Source organism: Streptomyces sp. NBC_00210 (assembly GCF_045160975.1).
Classification (GTDB): Bacteria; Actinomycetota; Actinomycetes; order Streptomycetales; family Streptomycetaceae; genus Streptomyces.
This window is the reverse complement of record NZ_CP108120.1, coordinates 6,582,518-6,598,339: the sequence shown is the minus strand read 5'-3', so window position 1 is coordinate 6,598,339 and position 15,822 is coordinate 6,582,518. Positions and strand designations below refer to the sequence as shown.

Genomic DNA, 15,822 nt, shown 5'->3' with positions numbered 1-15,822 from the left:
ACCCCGGTACGCCCTTCTGGGGGTCCCCCTACGCCCGCAGGGCGTAGGGGGCGGAGCCCCCCGGAACGGTTATTACCCCGCGCGCACCCTCAGCGCGCGGCGGAGGTCGTCGAGCTGGTCCACCAGCTTGCGGCGCAGCGCCGGGATCATCTCGGCGTCGCGCAGACACTCCTCGCCCAGGCTCAGCATCTCCGTGTCCACCGCATGCAGCGGGAAGGCGTACCGGCCCGCGGCCTCGGCGATGGCCGGGCCGCGGCGGGTGGCCACCGCCACCGCGTCCGGGTAGTAGCGGGGCACGTACTCCCGTACCAGATCGGCCTGCTCGGGTTGCCAGAAGCCCTGGGCGGTGGCGGTGAACAGGTAGTTGGACAGGGAGTCGGTGGTGAACATCCGCTGCCAGGCGGCCGCCTTCGCCTCCACGGTCGGCAGTGCGGCACGGCAACGGGCGGCGCCCTCCTGGCCGGTGGCGCTGGGGTCGCGGTCCAGTTCCGCGGCGATCGCCGCGTCGTCGGTCGCGCCGAGGACGGCGAGGCGGTACAGGATGCGCCAGCGCAGCTCGGGGTCGAGCTCCGGGCCGCCGGGCACGCTGCCGTCGCCGAACCACTCCTGGAGCGTCTCGGGCTGTGCGGCGGCGTCGATGAAGTGGCGTACGGCGGTGAGGCGCAGGCCGGGGTTGTTCCCGTCCTCGGTGCGACGCAGCAGATCGCGGCAGATGCCCCTGAGCACGCCGAGGGCGGCGGGCCGCTCGTCGGCGGGGAGGTAGCGGTCGGCGAGCTGGATGGCGGCGAAGGCGAGGACGCCCTGGACGACGGCGAGGTCCGACTCGCGCGGGAGGTGGGCGCGGGCGGCCTCCAGATAGGCGGCGGGGGCGAGTTCGCCGTCGCGGACCATGTCACGGGCGGCGTTCCACACGACGGCGCGGGTCAGCGGGTCCGGGATGCCGGAGAGGGAGCGTACGGCCGTGTCCCAGGAGGTGGCGTCGAGGCGGACCTTGGCGTAGCTGGCGTCGCCGTCGTTGAGGACGACGAGGGCGGGACGGCGGCCCGGCTGGGCGCCGTCGTTCCCGTTCTGCGGGATGTCCACGTCGAGGCGGGTGCGCAGCACGAGCCGCTCGGAGTCCACGGGGTCGATGTCGTACGCGCCCACCGCGATACGGTGCGGGCGGCTGCCGTCCTGGGCGATCCGGAGCGACCAGCTGCCGCCGGACTCGGCGACCGTCGGGGTGAGGGTGTCCACGCCGGTCGTCCGCAGCCAGGACTCGGCCCATGCGTGCACATCGCGGTCCGTGGCCTGCGCCAGGGAGTCGATGAAGTCGGCGAGGGTCGCATTGCCGAACTTGTGCCGGGCGAAATGGGTGTTGATGCCGGCGAGGAAGTCCTTCTCGCCGAGCCAGACGACGAGCTGCCGCAGCGCGGACGCGCCCTTGGCGTAGGAGATGCCGTCGAAGTTGAGCATCGCGGACGCGGTGTCGGGAACGGCTTCCGGATCGGGCGCGACGGGGTGGGTGGAGGGCCGCTGGTCGGCGTCGTAGCCCCACGACTTGCGGCCGATGCCGAAGTCGACCCAGGTGTCGGTGAAGCGGGTGGCCTCGGTGAGGGTCTGGTATCCCATGTACTCGGCGAAGGACTCGTTGAGCCAGATGTCGTCCCACCACTTGAGCGTGACGAGGTCGCCGAACCACATGTGAGCCATCTCGTGGGCGATGACCATGGCGCGGGTCTGCCGCTCGGTGTCGGTGACGGCGGAGCGGTAGACGAACTCGTCGCGGAAGGTGACCAGGCCCGGGTTCTCCATGGCCCCGGCGTTGAACTCGGGCACGAAGGCCTGGTCGTACGAGTCGAAGGGGTACGGCTCTTCGAACTTCTCGTGGTACCGGTCGTAGCACTGGCGCGTGATCTCGAGGATCTCGTCGGCGTCGGCGTCCAGGTAGGGGGCGAGCGAGCGGCGGCAGTGAATGCCGAAGGGCAGTCCGGCATGCTCGGTGCGTACGGAGTGCCAGGGTCCTGCGGCGACGGCGACGAAGTAGGTGGCGAGCGGCGGGGTCGGCGCGCAGGTCCACCTGCCGTGGCCGTCGTGCGTGGCGACTCCGTTGCCGAGGACGGTCCAGCCCTCGGGCGCGGTGACCGACAGCTCGAACACGGCCTTGAGGTCGGGCTGGTCGAAGGCGGCGAAGACGCGCTGGACGTCCTCCATGAACAGCTGGGTGTAGACGTATGTCTCGCCGTCGGTGGGGTCGGTGAAGCGGTGCATGCCCTCGCCGGTACGGGAGTAGCGCATGTCCGCCTCGATGCGCAGCTCGTGCTCTCCGGCACTCAGCCCGGGGAGCGCGAGCCGGTTCTCGACGAGCGACTCGGGATCGAGGGGCTGTCCGTCGAGGGTGACGGAGCGCAGCACTTCCGGCTTGAGCTCTACGAAGGTGTCCCCGTCCGCGCGAGCCGTGAAGTGTATGACGGTTCGTGAGTCGAAGGTCTGCTCCCCGGTGGTGAGATCGAGGTCGATCGTGTACCGGTGGACGTCGAGGAGCTTGGCTCGGATCTGCGCTTCGTCGCGCGTCAGTACGGACATGAGGGCAATGCTGCCTGATGGGACCTGTCCCGCACACGGGGTATTGATTGCGCTGTCAGCGCACGCACTTCTACGCGCCGGGGGCCTCGACCGGCAGGTCCCGCTCGGTGGCCGCCGCGGCCAGTCGCCTGTCGTAGGTGACGAAGGCGGTCAGCGCGCAGGATCGGGTCGGTGAGACGGATGGCGGCGTCGCCCACTTCGGGGTCCGCCCCTGCGCGTACGAGTGTGCCTTCTGCGGCCCGTGCGGCCAGGAAGGTGCGCAGTGCGTCCGTCTCGGGCTCGGGGAGGAGCAGCTTCAGCAGCGCGCAGGAACCGAGGTGGACCCGCTTTCGCCCTTACGAAGTACGCAGGAGCGGTGCGGTCAGGAGCGGGCGATCGTCTCGTGGTGACGGATCACCTCGGCGATGATGAAGTTCAGCAGCTTCTCGGCGAACGCCGGGTCCAGTTTCGCGCTCTCCGCGAGCTGCCTCAGCCGCTCGATCTGCCGGGACTCCCGCTCCGGGTCGGCCGGTGGCAGATGGTGCTGCGCCTTGAGGTGGCCGACCTGTTGGGTGCACTTGAAGCGTTCGGCCAGCATATGGACGACTGCCGCGTCGATGTTGTCGATGCTCTCGCGCAGTCGGTTCAGCTCGGCGCGCACGTTCTCGTCGATGTCCCTCGTGGTCATGGTCAGCGAGCTTACGTCGGACCGGTGGCGATCGTCGGGGGGTGTTCGGGATCCGGAATCTGGTTGCTCCAGCCGCCGGGGACCGTACGGCCCTGCTGCTCGCGGAAGCGGATGGGCGCGGTGCCGACGCGACGGGTGAAGAGCCGGGAGAAGTAGGCCGGGTCCTCGTAGCCGACGCGGCGGGCGACCGCGGCGACCGGGAGCTCGGTGGCCGCGAGGAGTTCCTTGGCGCGGCCGAGGCGGATGGCGAGGAGGTAGTCCTTGGGGCTGCAGCCCGCGCCGCGGCGGACCGCGGTGCGCAGCTCGGCGGGGGTCATACCGTGGCGGGCCGCGTGTTCGGCGACGGTGAGCGGCTGGAATGCGTCCCGCGCGAGGGCGCTGAGCACCGGGTCGCCGTCGGCGTTGGTGTCGGCGCGGGCACGGCGCAGGGCGACCAGGAGTTCATGGACGGCGGCGGCCGTCTCGACCTCCAGGAGCGGGTTGCCCCGGCGTGCGGCGCGGGCGATGCGGCCCACCGCGGCGCGGGCCCCGGCGGCGTCGGACAGGGGGACGACGGGACGCTCGGGCTCTATGTAGCCGAGTTCGGTGTACGTGGCGGTGGCAGGCCCGGCGAAGTCGACGAAGCTCTCGTCCCAGCCGCGGTCCGGATCGGGGCCGTAGTGGTGCGGTACGCCCGGGGTGAGCCAGATCAGTGCGGGCGCGGTGACGGCGGTGCGGCGCCCGTCGGTGCCGCGGAACCAGCCGCTGCCGGCGCTGATCACGACGGCGACGTGGTGGTCGAGGGTGCGGGGCCCGACGGTGGGCAGGACGCCGTGCTGGAGCCCCACGCCCAGACAGACAAGACCGAGCCGGTGATGGACCGGGCCGGGGGTGAAATAGCGCATCCAGGTGTGGTACATCCGCTTCCGCCCCTTCCTCGGGCGCCGAGTGCCTGCGCTGCGTGTGTGCTGCGTGCCTGCGCTGCGTCCAAACAGCGCCGATCTTTGTCCATGGACCCGCTCGCCGCCAGAGGGCGAAGGTTGGTCGCGGTACGTGACCGAGAGAGGGGCGATACGTGACCGATTTCACGGTGGGTGACCGGGATTTCCTGGTGGACGGGCTGCCCGTGCGGCTGTTGTCGGGAGCGCTGCACTACTTCCGGGTGCACGAGGCGCAGTGGGACCACCGGCTGGCGATGCTGCGGGCCATGGGCCTCAACTGCGTCGAGACGTATGTCCCCTGGAACCTCCATGAGCCGCAGCCCGGCCGGTACGCCGACGACGACGCGCTCGGCCGCTTCCTCGACGCCGCGCACGCCGCAGGGCTGTGGGCGATCGTGCGGCCCGGTCCGTACATCTGCGCCGAGTGGGAGAACGGCGGGCTGCCGCACTGGCTGACCGGCCGCCTCGGACGGCGCGTACGCACGGAGGACGCCGAGTATCTGGGGCATGTGGAGCGCTGGTTCACCCGGCTCCTGCCGCAGGTCGTCGAGCGGCAGATCACCCGCGGCGGCCCCGTGATCATGGTGCAGGTCGAGAACGAGTACGGCAGCTACGGCTGTGACCAGGGCTATCTCCGCCATCTCGTGGACCTGCTGCGCGGCTGCGGGGTGAGCGTCCCGCTGTTCACCTCCGACGGACCCGAGGACCATATGCTCACCGGCGGCTCGGTCCCGGGAGTGCTCGCGACGGCGAACTTCGGGTCGGGAGCCCGGGACGCCTTCGCGACGCTGCGCCGCCATCGGCCCGCCGGACCGCTGATGTGCATGGAGTTCTGGTGCGGCTGGTTCGACCACTGGGGCAGCGACCGTGCCGTACGGGATCCGGCGGACGCGGCGGCCGCGCTGCGGGAGATCCTGGAAGCCGGCGCCTCCGTGAATGTGTACATGGCGCACGGCGGGACCAGCTTCGCGGGCTGGGCGGGGGCGAACCGCGCGGGCGAACTGCACGACGGAGAGCTGGAGCCGACCGCGACTTCGTACGACTACGACGCGCCGATCGACGAGTACGGACGGCCGACGGAGAAGTTCTGGCGCTTCCGGGACGTACTCGCGCCGTACCTCGACGGCGCGCCGGCCGAGCTGCCGACTGCGCCCGCCGCGCTGGGCACGCCGGTGCGTGCAGAGCTCACCGACTGGTCACCGCTCGACGACGTACTGGAGGCGCTCGGCGACGAGGAATCGGAAGGTCCCGTACCGCCCACGTTCGAAGAGCTGTGGGTCGACCGCGGTCTGGTCCGCTACCAAGTCCGCGTCCCCGGCCCGCGCCGCCCGTATCCGCTGAGCGTCCAGGGTCTGCGGGACCTGGCCGTCGTGTACGTCGACGGGGTACGCGCAGGCGTACTGAGCGGCGAGAACGCCGCCCTTGAGGAGCCGGTGGCCGGACCCGCCGAGGTGGAGCTCTGGGTGGAGTCGCTGGGACGCGTGAACTACGGGCCGAGGACGGGCGAGCCCAAGGGCATCACCGGCGGCGTGCTGCACGAGCGGCAGTTCCTGCACGGCATACGGGCTCGGGCGCTGCGGCTGATGGCCTTCGACGAGGAGGGCGCGGTCGCGAAGGTCCCCTTCCGCACGGTCGAGGGCGGTGCCGCGGAGCCCGGCGCCGCCGGGCTGTACCGGGGTGTGCTGGAGGTGCGGGGCGCGGGGGACGCGAAGCTCGAACTGCCGGGCTGGCGGCGGGGGTTCGTGTGGGTGAACGGCTTCTGCCTGGGGCGCTACTGGTCGGCGGGGCCGCAGCGGGGGATGTACGTCCCGGGGCCGGTGCTGAGGGAGGGGGCGAACGAGGTGTGGGTGCTGGAGCTGGAGGGGGCGGGCGCGGGGGTCTGTCTGGGGTGACTTTCCAAGTCACCGGGTTCGTGGTTGCCCTGGGCCAGGGGGCGTTGGTGGTTGCTGTCCGGTGGGTGGTTTCGCGGCCGAACCGCTGCGGGGTCCGGGCCGGAGCCCCGAATTCGGCCCGTGCGGCGCTTGAGGCGCTGGGGCCCATGCCCGCAGGGCGTAAGGGGCGGGCCCGGGGCGGAGCCCCCCGGTGCGGGGTCCGGGGCCGAGCCTCAAGGCGCAGAGACCCGGCCCCCGGACCCCTGGCTCGGGGGTCCGGGGGCCGGGCCCCAGGAGTTACAGGTTCGCCGCCGCGGACTTGATCGCCGCCGCGAACGTGGACACCTCGGTGTAGACACCCGGGAAGTTGGGCCGCGCGCAACCCTCGCCCCAGCTCACGATGCCGACCTGGATCCACGCGTTGTTGTTGTCCTTGCGGAACATCGGGCCGCCGGAGTCACCCTGACAGGTGTCGACGCCGCCCTGCTGGAATCCGGCGCAGATCTCCTCACCGGCCACCAGTTCGGGGTACGCCTGCTTACAGCTGCCGTCGGAGACGAAGGGCACCTGCGCCTTGAGCAGGTAGCGCTGCTGGCCGCCACCCTCGCGGGCCGCACCCCAACCGGCCACCGTGAAGGTGCCGTTGTCGTACGCCTTCGTGTCGGCGATCTTCAGGGTGGGCAGGTCGATCGGCTTGGCGAGCTTGATCAGCGCCCAGTCCTTGCCCGTGCCGTTGTAGCCGGGGGCCTGGAGGACCTTGGTCGACTTGACCTTGATGGCGCTCGAGCTCTGCAGGTCGACGACGCCTGCGGTGGCGGTGATGCTGGTGTTGTTGCCCGAGCCGCTCACACAGTGCGCGGCGGTCAGCACGATCTGCTTGGTGTACAGCGCGCCGCCACAGCCCATGGAGAGCCGGACCATGAACGGGAACTCGCCCTGGGCGGCGCGGGTTCCGCCGACGACGGGCGGGGTGGCGGCCGAGGCCGAGGTGGGCTGGAGGCTGATCGCCGCGAGCACGACGGCACCGGCCGCGGCGCATCTCTGGAGCATACGAATGAACTGCTTCAACGGACTGCCTTTCGTGGGGGGTTGAGATGTACGCCGGCGCCGTTTCCAGGTGCAGCCCTACGCGCGCTGACATGGGCCCGACAAGGCGTGACCGGATTATGGAGAGTGGATCACTCGGGCCACAAGGCGCACTTTTCGGCCAGGCCGCCGCCGCGGATTCGCGCCCGCCGCCCCGTAGAGTTGAGCCGGGCCGACCGTCGTGCATGGGGGGTACGGGACGTGGTGACGAAGGGCAGTGAGGTCGTACACGGCTATCCGCACCTCGACACCGTGCGTGCGGCGATCACCGCGGTCCACAGACGGCTGTCACCGGAGGGCGTGCACTCCTACGCCCCCAGCGTCCTGCCCGCCGATGTGACCTTCTCCGACCAGGACGATCTCCACCTCGGCGCACAGCGCGTGGCCCGCGCCCTGGTCCAGCACCTCCATCTGCCGGACGCCCGGATGATCGTGAGCTTCCGCGAGATGCACCATGCGGCGAGCGTCGAACTCACCGCGGGCCCCGAGTACTTCATCGAGCTGAACGACCGCTTCCGCACCCACCGGAGGGACATCGGCGCCGCCCTCGCCCACGAGATCATGCATGTGCTGCTGCACCGGCTCGACCTGTCCTTCCGCGGCACCCGCGACAACGAGATCCTCACCGACACGGCGACCACCTACCTCGGCGCGGGCTGGCTGCTGCTCGACGCGTTCCGCGAGGACGACGTCTCCAGCCAGAAGCTGGGCTATCTCACCCCTGAGGAGTTCGGTTACGTACTCGCCAAGCGGGCGATCGCCTTCGACGAGGACCCCTCGCCGTGGTTCACCAGCCCGCAGGGCTACACCGCGTACACCAAGGGCCGCGCCCAGGCGCTGCGCGACGCCCAGCAGCCGCCGCTCACCACCGCGGGCTGGGCGGGTCGCCACCGCTATGCGAAGGAGCGGCGCCATGCGATGGAGCACCTGGGCCAGGCGGCCGCCCGGCACCAGGGCGCCGAGTCGTCCTCGTACTCCTTCGAGCGCGGGCCCGACGGGCCGCTCGTCTCCTTCCCCTGCCCCACCTGCCACCAGCGCATCCGCGTTCCCGTACGGGGGCGGGTGCGGGCCCGCTGCGGGCTGTGCCGCACGATTCTCGAATGCGACACCTGACCGATCTTCCGTAGGCTCGAAATATGACGAAAGAGCCGGCTGCGGAAGTCCGCGAGCTGTTCCGGGCGGTGTACAGCGGCACGGACGACGCCGTCGTGGCGCTGCTCCGCAGGGGAATCCCCGCGGACACGACCGATGAGGAAGGGCAGACGCCGCTGTACCGGGCGGCGGTGAGCGCCGAAGTGGGCATCGTGCGGCTGCTGCTGGCCGCGGGCGCCGACCCCGCGCGCGGCAGCGGTCCCGAGGGCGGGGATCTGCCGCTGTGCGGGGCGGCGGTCGGCGGACACACCGAGGTGGTGCGGGCCCTGCTGGCCGCGGGCGCCCGGCCCGATCAGCAGGAGGCGTACGGCTTCACGGCGCTGCGGTGGGCGGTGACGCTCGGCCATGCGGCGACCGCGGAGGCGCTGCTTGAGCACGGCGCCGATCCCGATCTTCCGGGGCCCGGCGGCGAGCTGCCGCTGGTGCTGGCGACCCGCCGCGGCTCCCCCTCGACGGTGCGGGCCCTGCTGCGGCACGGCGCCGGAGCCGGAGCCAAGAAGGCGGCGCTCGCCGAGGCCCGGCTGTGGCTCGGGCGGGATGTGGAGCAGGAGCTGCGTGAGGGGCTGCTCAGCGCGTACGAGCAGGGCGAGGAGTACGAGACGGTGGCGCGCCGGGTCGCCGAGGACGGCGGGGAGACCGTCATCGTCGAGGTGCTGCAGCCGGACGGCACGCCGCGGGCGGGCAATGAGCAGCAGACCGGCCATGCGGCGATCGTGACGCTCCTGGAGAAGGAGTTGGGTGTCCAGACGCCGTACGCGGACCTGGCCGAGCGGGCGCTGCGCTGCGGGGATCCCAACCAGGACGACTGGGTCGAAGCGGTGCTGGCGCTGTGGGCGCGGGGCGACGAGGAGACCTTCCAGGCGGCGGCCGCATGGTGCGCGAGCGACGACCCGATGCGCCAGGCGTTCGCGGCGGACGTGCTGGCCCAACTGGGGTTCGGGAACGAGGGCTTGGGTCCGTTCGCCGCCCGGTCGCTGCCGCTGCTGCGCGAGCTGTCCCGTGAGGCGCGGGAGCCGGAGCTGATCCAGGCGGTCGTGCTCGGGCTCGGACACCACGGGGATCCGGCCGTGCTGCCGGAGATCCTGCGGCATGCCGGTCATCCGGACGCGGAGGTGCGCAATCAGGTGGCGCTGTCGCTGTTCGGGCTCGTGCCCGGCGATCACGCCGAGGGCATCGACGCGCTGATCGCACTGAGCCGGGACGCGGACCCTCATGTCAGGGACTGGGCGACCACGGCGCTGGCGGACGTGGACGCCGATACGGACGAGATACGGGAGGCGCTGGCCGCGCGGCTCACCGACCAGGACGTGGAGACCTCGGCGGAGGCGGCCCGGGGTCTGGCGATCCGTCAGGATCCGCGTGCGGAAGCGGCCCTGGCGCGGATTCTCGCGGACGAGGACCCGGACGGATACGCCCGTGGGGCGGCCGCGGACGCCGTGCAGCACATAAGGGACGAGAAGCTCAAGCGGCGGCTCGAGCAGACCCTGCCGCGCTGCCGCTGACCCTCGTCGGCCTGTCAGAGCAGTCGCAGCGCGCCCGGCGCCCGCTCCTGCATGATCTCCACCAGCCAGTCGAACACGGTCGGGCCGAGGCCGGCCTTCGCCCGGTCCAACTGCTCCTGGACCGCGTCCCTGCTCAGCTGATGGCTCCGCCGCAGCCGCAGCTGAAGCTGCCGTACGGTCTCGTCGCGCCCCAGCGCAGTACGGGAGCGCTCGTGGTCGCGCCACTCGATGGCGAAGTCGCCGTCGTCCGGGGTTCCCATGCCGCCGCTGAGGCAGTCGGCGAAGGAGTCGAGATTGCGGCCGAAGTAGCCGCCGGGCCCGTTCACGGCCTCGCCGATCACCCGCCAGAAGCTGTCCAGGCCGGTGACCTCCGCCCCGTCGATCACATAGGTCCTGGTCACGGGGCGGAGGATACCGGCTCAGCAGCCGTAGTCGACGAGGTCGAACGTGGCGTAGTGGTCGGCGGTGTAGTAGTCCTCGGCGGATGCCTGGCCCGTGACGATGCGGCGGGCGCCGCGGGTCGAGGAGCCCGGCGTCTTGACCGTGTACTCGTGGTAGTAGCCGGACGAGTGCGAGGGCAGGACGCCCTCGCGGTTCGAGAAGACAGTGCCGTCCTGCTTGTACGGGAACGGGCCGCCCTGCTCGATCAGATCGAGGGTGTCGTGCGCCTGGGAGGGGAGGTCGGAGTAGCAGATGTCACCGACGGCGGCCGCAGCCGTGGGGGAGGCCGTGGCCTGTCCGCCGATGACGAGCGTGGATACCAGGGCGGCAATGCCGCCGAGCGTGGCGATTCGTGGGGGGATTCGCATACGGACATCATGACGCGCGTAGACATGGACGCGTCAAGGCCAACGTCCTTTAGTTTTCGACGAGTTAACCTGAGTGGCCGCCGGCCTTCGCGGGGGTGAAGCTCAGCCCGCTCCGTACACGGGTTGCGGATTCTCGGCGTCCGCCAGGAGCTTCAGCGCCGCCTTGCCCGCTTCGGCCGCAGTCCAGCGCGTGCCCTTGTCGGCGGTGGGGCCCGGCCGCCAGCCCTCCATGACGGTGATACGGCCCGCCTCGGCCTCGAAGACCTGCCCGGTCACGCCCGCACTCCCGGACGAGCCGAGCCAGACGACGAGCGGCGAGACGTCCTCCGGCAGCGCACAGAGCCCCGCGAAGGTCCGTTCGGTCATGCGCGTACGGGCCGCGGGCGCGATGGCGTTGACCTGAACGCCGTACCGGCCGAGCTCCGCCGAAGCGACCAGCGTCAGACCGATGATTCCTGCCTTGGCCGCGGCATAGTTGCCCTGGCCGACACTGCCCAACAGCCCTGCCCCCGAAGTGGTGTTGATGACCCGGGCGGACACGGGACGACCCGCCTTGGCCTCGGAGCGCCAGTGCGCGGCGGCGTGTTTCAGCGGCAGGAAGTGGCCCTTCATATGGACTCGCACGACCGCGTCCCAGTCGTCCTCGTCGAGGTTGACGAGCATCCGGTCGCGCAGAAAGCCCGCGTTGTTGACCAGGGTGTCGAGCCGTCCATAGGTCTCGAGCGCCGCCGTGACGAGACAAGCCGCTCCGTCGGTCGTCGCGATGTCGCCGCCGTGGGCCACCGCATCGCCGCCGGCCGCCGTGATCTCGTCGACGACCTGCCGGGCCGGGCTCGCCGACGAGCCCGCCCCGTCCAGGCCGACACCCAGGTCGTTGACGACGACCTTCGCTCCCTCGGCGGCGAAGGCGAGCGCATGGGCCCGCCCGAGACCCCGCCCGGCACCGGTGACGATGACGACGCGTCCTTCGCAGATCCGGGTCATCTCACTTCTCCTTGTTGACAGTTGCGGCATCGAGAAAGGCGGGGCGCTCCCCGCCGCCGTGCACGAGCAGTGCGGCCCCGCTCACATAGGCCGCGCGGTCCGAGGCGAGGAACACTGCCGCGTCCCCGATCTCCGAGGGCTCGGCCAGCCGTCCCAGCGGCACCGTGCGGCCGACCGCCGCGATGCCCTCCTCGTCCCCGTAGTGCAGTGCGGAGAGTTCGGTGCGGACCGTGCCGAGGACGAGCGTGTTCACCCGGACCTCCGGCGCCCACTCGACGGCCATGGAGCGGGCCAGGCTCTCCAGACCGGCCTTCGCCGCTCCGTACGCCGCCGTGCCGGGCGAAGGACGGCCGCCACTGACGCTGCCGATCATCACGATCGAACCGCGGGAGGTCCGCAGATGTTCATGGGCCGCGAGGGACGCGGTCAGCGGCGCGGTGAGATTGAGCTCGATCACCCGGGCATGGCGGGCCGCATCGCCCTCGCCGAGCAGCCGGTACGGCGTCCCGCCCGCGTTGTTGACGAGGGTGTCCAGGCGGCCGTGCCGCGAGACGACGCCGTCGAAGAACTCCCCCACGGCGGCCGCATCGCGCAGGTCCAGCGCTACGAACTCGGCACCGGGTATCGCGACTTCGGGACTTCTCCGGGCGCAGATCACCACCGTGGCGCCGGCCCGAAGGAACGCCCGGGCGATCCCGGCGCCGACGCCGCGCGTGCCGCCGGTGACGACGGCGACCCTCCCGTCCAGCTCCATCGGCTGCTACCTTCCTCACCTAACAAATGTTTGGTGGAAAGGTAGCTGATCCGCCCATGGGTGTCTCCACCGCAAGCCCCGAGAAAGGCATCGCTCTCGTCACGGTCGACTTCCCGCCCGTCAACGCCCTTCCCGTACAAGGCTGGTACGACCTCGCCGACGCCCTGCGCACGGCGGGCCGCGACCCCGAGGTCCGCTGTGTCGTCCTGGCCGCCGCGGGCCGCGGCTTCAACGCCGGGGTCGACATCAAGGAGATGCAGCGCGATGCCGGGCACGAGGCACTGCTCGGCGCCAACCGCGGCTGCTCCGAGGCCTTCGCCGCCGTGTACGAGTGCGAGGTGCCCGTCGTCGCGGCGGTGCACGGCTTCTGCCTGGGCGGCGGCATCGGCCTCGTCGGCAACGCGGACGCGATCGTCGCCTGTGACGACGCGGTCTTCGGGCTGCCGGAGCTGGACCGGGGCGCGCTCGGCGCGGCCACCCATCTCGCCCGGCTGGTCCCCCAGCATCTGATGCGCGCGCTGTACTACACCTCGCGCACCGTGACCGCCGCCGAACTGCACGCCCACGGCTCGGTCTGGAAGGTCGTGCCACGGGAGCAACTGGGCGATGCGGCACTGGGACTGGCCCGGGAGATCGCGCGGAAGGACGGCTGTCTGATCCGGCTGGCCAAGGCCGCCATCAACGGCATCGACCCCGTCGACGTACGCCGCAGCTACCGCTTCGAGCAGGGCTTCACGTTCGAGGCCAACCTCAGCGGGGTCGCCGACCGCGTCCGCGACACCTTCGGCAAGGACACCGTCGGCAACGACACCTTCGGCAAGGAGGACCGAGCGTGACCGACAAGACGATGACGCCCGACGAGGTGGTGTCCCGGCTGAGCAGCGGGATGACGATCGGCATCGGCGGCTGGGGCTCGCGCCGCAAGCCGATGGCGCTGGTGCGGGCACTGCTCCGGTCCGAGATCACTGATCTCACCGTGGTCTCCTACGGTGGCCCGGACGTCGGCCTGCTCGCCGCAGCCGGCCGCATCCGCAGACTCGTCACGGCCTTCGTCACGCTCGACTCGATCCCGCTCGAACCGCACTTCCGCGCCGCACGCGAACGCGGCTCGCTCGAACTGACGGAGATCGACGAGGCGATGTTCATGTGGGGGCTGCACGCCGCCGCGAACCGGCTGCCCTTCCTCCCCGTCCGGGCGGGCATCGGCTCCGACGTGATGCGGGTCAACCCCGGGCTGCGCACGGTGACTTCGCCGTACGAGGACGGGGAGGAGTTCGTCGCCGTACCGGCCCTGCGGATGGATGCCGCACTCGTCCATATGAACCGCGCCGACCGGATCGGCAACGGCCAGTACCTGGGGCCCGACCCCTACTTCGACGATCTGTTCTGCGAGGCCGCCGACGCTGCGTACGTCTCCTGTGAGCAGCTGGTGGAAACCGCCGAACTCACCAAGGACGCACCGCCCCAGTCGCTGCTGGTCTCGCGCCACAGCGTCAGCGGCGTCGTCGAGACCCCGAACGGCGCGCACTTCACCTCCTGCGTCCCCGACCACCACCGCGACGAGGCCTTCCAGAAGCTGTACGCGACCACCCCGTGGCCCGAGTTCGCCGCGCGCTTTCTGGCCGGCGCCACCGAGCACGACTACCAGTCGGCCGTCCAGGCATGGCACAAGGAGCAGCAGTGACGATCAGTCGTTCCGAGTACTGCGTCATCGCCTGTGCCGAGGCATGGCGCGACAACGGCGAGGTGCTGGCCGGCCCCATGGGACTGATCCCGTCCTTGGGGGCCAGGCTCGCCAGGCGTACGTTCTCGCCCGATCTGCTGCTGACCGACGGCGAGGCGATGCTGGTGTCTCTCGACGGGGCGGTGGAGGGCTGGCTGCCGTACCGCAGGCATCTGACGATGGTCACCGGCGGAAAGCGGCACGTGATGATGGGCGCCAGTCAGCTCGACCGCTTCGGCAACCAGAACATCTCCTGCATCGGCGACTGGGCGCGCCCGAAGCGGCAGCTGCTCGGGGTGCGCGGAGCGCCCGTCAACACCCTGAACAATCCGGTCAGTTACTGGGTGCCGAGGCATTCGACGCGGGTCTTCGTCGAACGCGTCGACATGGTGAGCGGCGTGGGCTACGACCATGCGGCGGGCGCCCGCTACCACCGCATTCCACGCGTAGTCTCCGATCTCGGCGTCTTCGACTTCGAGACCGACGACCGCTCGATGCGGATCGCGTCCATGCACCCGGGGGTCACCGTCGAGCAGATCCAGGGCGCCACCGGCTTCGATCTGGCGATCGGCCCGGACGTCCCGTACACCCGCGATCCGAGCGCCGACGAGCTGCGTCTGATCCGCGAGGTGATCGACCCGACGGGAGCGCGCGAGCGCGAGGTCCCCGCGTGATGGAGACGGCGCTGACCAGGCTGGTCGGGGTCGAGCACCCCATCGTGCAGACCGGGATGGGCTGGGTCGCGGGGCCCCGGCTGGTCTCGGCCACCGCCAACGCAGGCGCGCTCGGCATTCTCGCCTCCGCGACGATGAGCGTCGACCAGCTGCGCCGGGCCGTTCGCGAGGTCATGTCCCGCACGGACGCGCCCTTCGGTGTCAATCTCCGCGCCGACGCCGGCGACGCCCGCGAACGGGTGCGGATCATCATCGACGAGGGCGTACGGGTCGCCTCCTTCGCCCTTGCGCCCTCCGCCGAGCTGATCGCCGAGCTCAGGGACGCGGGCGTGGTCGTGATCCCCTCGATCGGGGCCCGCCGCCATGCGGAGAAGGTGGCGGCCTGGGGCGCGGACGCGGTGATCGTGCAGGGCGGCGAGGGCGGCGGGCACACGGGCGATGTCGCAACGACCGTGCTGCTGCCGCAGGTTGTGGACGCGGTCGACATACCGGTGATCGCGGCGGGCGGCTTCCACGACGGGCGGGGCCTGGTCGCCGCGCTCGCCTACGGGGCGGCGGGCATCGCGATGGGCACGCGTTTCCTGCTCACGTCCGACTCGACCGTCCCGGACGCGGTCAAGGCGAAGTACCTGGCCGCGACGGTCAAGGACGTCACGGTCACCACCGCGGTCGACGGTCTGCCGCACCGGATGCTGCGAACGGAACTCGTCGACTCCCTGGAGCGGGCGGGCCGTACGAGAGCGCTGGCGCAGGCGGTGCGGCGGGCCGCGGGGTTCCGGAAGCTCTCGGGCCTGTCGTGGTCGCGGATGCTCCGCGACGGGCTGGCGATGAAGCACGGCAAGGATTTGAGCTGGAGCCAGGTGCTGCTCGCCGCGAACACCCCGATGCTGCTGCGGGCGTCGATGGTCGAAGGCCGGACAGACGTGGGGGTGATGGCGTCGGGGCAGGTGGCGGGGCTGATCGAGGATCTGCCGAGCTGCGAGGAGCTGGTGAGGCGGGTGATGTCGCAAGCGGCGGGGGTGCTCGCCGCGCTGCCGGGGGCGCTGCCCCCGAACCCGGCCCCTACGCCCTGCCCCCGCAGGGCGTAGGGGGAGGGTCCGGGGCGGAGCCCCGGT

The 15,822-nt window shown here is 71.3% G+C and carries 15 protein-coding genes; 7 read left to right on the top strand and 8 right to left on the bottom strand.

Translation table 11 applies throughout. From position 1 onward, the window contains the following. Window positions 1–72: 72 nt before the first annotated feature. The 3 genes from pepN to OG729_RS29795 all read right to left on the bottom strand — a co-directional run bounded on the left by pepN (window position 73) and on the right by OG729_RS29795 (window position 4,131). The gene (pepN, locus tag OG729_RS29805) at window positions 73–2,565 is read right to left on the bottom strand and encodes an aminopeptidase N (RefSeq protein ID WP_405808952.1); all 2,493 of its coding nucleotides are present in this window, start codon (window positions 2,563–2,565) and stop codon (window positions 73–75) included. A gap of 361 nt (window positions 2,566–2,926) precedes the next feature. After that, complete coding sequence (locus OG729_RS29800; protein ID WP_360873982.1) at window positions 2,927–3,232, bottom strand: chorismate mutase; 306 nt, start codon at window positions 3,230–3,232, stop codon at window positions 2,927–2,929. Between the two features lie 11 nt (window positions 3,233–3,243). After that, window positions 3,244–4,131, bottom strand: a complete 888-nt coding sequence (locus tag OG729_RS29795; protein WP_405808951.1) for a helix-turn-helix domain-containing protein — start codon at window positions 4,129–4,131, stop codon at window positions 3,244–3,246. 155 nt (window positions 4,132–4,286) lie between these two features. Between OG729_RS29795 and OG729_RS29790 the strand changes: the two genes are divergently transcribed. Further along, window positions 4,287–6,044, top strand: a complete 1,758-nt coding sequence (locus OG729_RS29790) for a glycoside hydrolase family 35 protein (protein ID WP_405808949.1) — start codon at window positions 4,287–4,289, stop codon at window positions 6,042–6,044. Window positions 6,045–6,320: 276 nt separating this feature from the next. Here the strand turns inward: OG729_RS29790 and OG729_RS29785 are convergent, their stop codons facing one another. Next, window positions 6,321–7,073, bottom strand: coding sequence for a serine protease (locus tag OG729_RS29785; protein WP_360873991.1), 753 nt, complete (start codon window positions 7,071–7,073; stop codon window positions 6,321–6,323). A 240-nt stretch (window positions 7,074–7,313) separates the two neighbouring features. Between OG729_RS29785 and OG729_RS29780 the strand changes: the two genes are divergently transcribed. Together OG729_RS29780 and OG729_RS29775 are read left to right on the top strand one after the other, a co-directional pair. Beyond that, window positions 7,314–8,222 (top strand): hypothetical protein, encoded by a 909-nt coding sequence (locus OG729_RS29780; protein ID WP_360873993.1) that lies wholly within the window; start codon window positions 7,314–7,316, stop codon window positions 8,220–8,222. Window positions 8,223–8,245: 23 nt separating this feature from the next. Continuing rightward, window positions 8,246–9,763, top strand: coding sequence for a HEAT repeat domain-containing protein (locus tag OG729_RS29775; protein WP_405808947.1), 1,518 nt, complete (start codon window positions 8,246–8,248; stop codon window positions 9,761–9,763). Window positions 9,764–9,777: 14 nt separating this feature from the next. Here the strand turns inward: OG729_RS29775 and OG729_RS29770 are convergent, their stop codons facing one another. The 4 genes from OG729_RS29770 to OG729_RS29755 form a co-directional block, all read right to left on the bottom strand. After that, window positions 9,778–10,164, bottom strand: coding sequence for a barstar family protein (locus OG729_RS29770; RefSeq protein WP_405808945.1), 387 nt, complete (start codon window positions 10,162–10,164; stop codon window positions 9,778–9,780). A gap of 18 nt (window positions 10,165–10,182) precedes the next feature. Further along, window positions 10,183–10,572 carry a ribonuclease gene (locus OG729_RS29765; protein WP_360874002.1) on the bottom strand — a complete coding sequence of 130 codons (390 nt, stop codon included), beginning with the start codon at window positions 10,570–10,572 and terminating at the stop codon, window positions 10,183–10,185. Between the two features lie 102 nt (window positions 10,573–10,674). Then, window positions 10,675–11,556: an SDR family oxidoreductase gene (locus OG729_RS29760; protein ID WP_405808944.1), complete on the bottom strand. Its 882-nt coding sequence runs from the start codon at window positions 11,554–11,556 to the stop codon at window positions 10,675–10,677. Window position 11,557: 1 nt separating this feature from the next. Beyond that, on the bottom strand, window positions 11,558–12,310 hold the full coding sequence (locus tag OG729_RS29755; protein WP_405808943.1) for an SDR family oxidoreductase: 753 nt from the start codon (window positions 12,308–12,310) through the stop codon (window positions 11,558–11,560). A 56-nt stretch (window positions 12,311–12,366) separates the two neighbouring features. Between OG729_RS29755 and OG729_RS29750 the strand changes: the two genes are divergently transcribed. From OG729_RS29750 to OG729_RS29735, 4 genes are read left to right on the top strand one after another with little or no spacing between them, the layout of a single operon-like run. Continuing rightward, window positions 12,367–13,146, top strand: coding sequence for an enoyl-CoA hydratase family protein (locus OG729_RS29750; RefSeq protein ID WP_360874011.1), 780 nt, complete (start codon window positions 12,367–12,369; stop codon window positions 13,144–13,146). Next, window positions 13,143–13,994: a CoA transferase subunit A gene (locus OG729_RS29745; protein WP_405808940.1), complete on the top strand. Its 852-nt coding sequence runs from the start codon at window positions 13,143–13,145 to the stop codon at window positions 13,992–13,994. Before OG729_RS29750 ends, OG729_RS29745 begins: the two co-directional genes overlap by 4 nt. Continuing rightward, the gene (locus tag OG729_RS29740; protein WP_405808939.1) at window positions 13,973–14,707 is read left to right on the top strand and encodes a CoA-transferase subunit beta; all 735 of its coding nucleotides are present in this window, start codon (window positions 13,973–13,975) and stop codon (window positions 14,705–14,707) included. The genes OG729_RS29745 and OG729_RS29740 overlap by 22 nt, the downstream gene beginning before the upstream one ends. After that, window positions 14,707–15,795, top strand: a complete 1,089-nt coding sequence (locus tag OG729_RS29735) for an NAD(P)H-dependent flavin oxidoreductase (protein ID WP_405808937.1) — start codon at window positions 14,707–14,709, stop codon at window positions 15,793–15,795. Before OG729_RS29740 ends, OG729_RS29735 begins: the two co-directional genes overlap by 1 nt. Window positions 15,796–15,822 lie beyond the last annotated feature (27 nt).

Coding starts and splice junctions, on each gene's coding strand:
- pepN (WP_405808952.1), bottom strand. CDS start 2,565: ATGTCCGTACTGACGCGCGACGAAGCGCAGATCCGAGCCAAGCTCCTC.
- OG729_RS29800 (WP_360873982.1), bottom strand. CDS start 3,232: ATGACCACGAGGGACATCGACGAGAACGTGCGCGCCGAGCTGAACCGA.
- OG729_RS29795 (WP_405808951.1), bottom strand. CDS start 4,131: ATGTACCACACCTGGATGCGCTATTTCACCCCCGGCCCGGTCCATCAC.
- OG729_RS29785 (WP_360873991.1), bottom strand. CDS start 7,073: ATGCTCCAGAGATGCGCCGCGGCCGGTGCCGTCGTGCTCGCGGCGATC.
- OG729_RS29775 (WP_405808947.1), top strand. CDS start 8,246: ATGACGAAAGAGCCGGCTGCGGAAGTCCGCGAGCTGTTCCGGGCGGTG.
- OG729_RS29765 (WP_360874002.1), bottom strand. CDS start 10,572: ATGCGAATCCCCCCACGAATCGCCACGCTCGGCGGCATTGCCGCCCTG.
- OG729_RS29760 (WP_405808944.1), bottom strand. CDS start 11,556: ATGACCCGGATCTGCGAAGGACGCGTCGTCATCGTCACCGGTGCCGGG.
- OG729_RS29755 (WP_405808943.1), bottom strand. CDS start 12,310: ATGGAGCTGGACGGGAGGGTCGCCGTCGTCACCGGCGGCACGCGCGGC.
- OG729_RS29750 (WP_360874011.1), top strand. CDS start 12,367: ATGGGTGTCTCCACCGCAAGCCCCGAGAAAGGCATCGCTCTCGTCACG.
- OG729_RS29740 (WP_405808939.1), top strand. CDS start 13,973: ATGGCACAAGGAGCAGCAGTGACGATCAGTCGTTCCGAGTACTGCGTC.
- OG729_RS29735 (WP_405808937.1), top strand. CDS start 14,707: ATGGAGACGGCGCTGACCAGGCTGGTCGGGGTCGAGCACCCCATCGTG.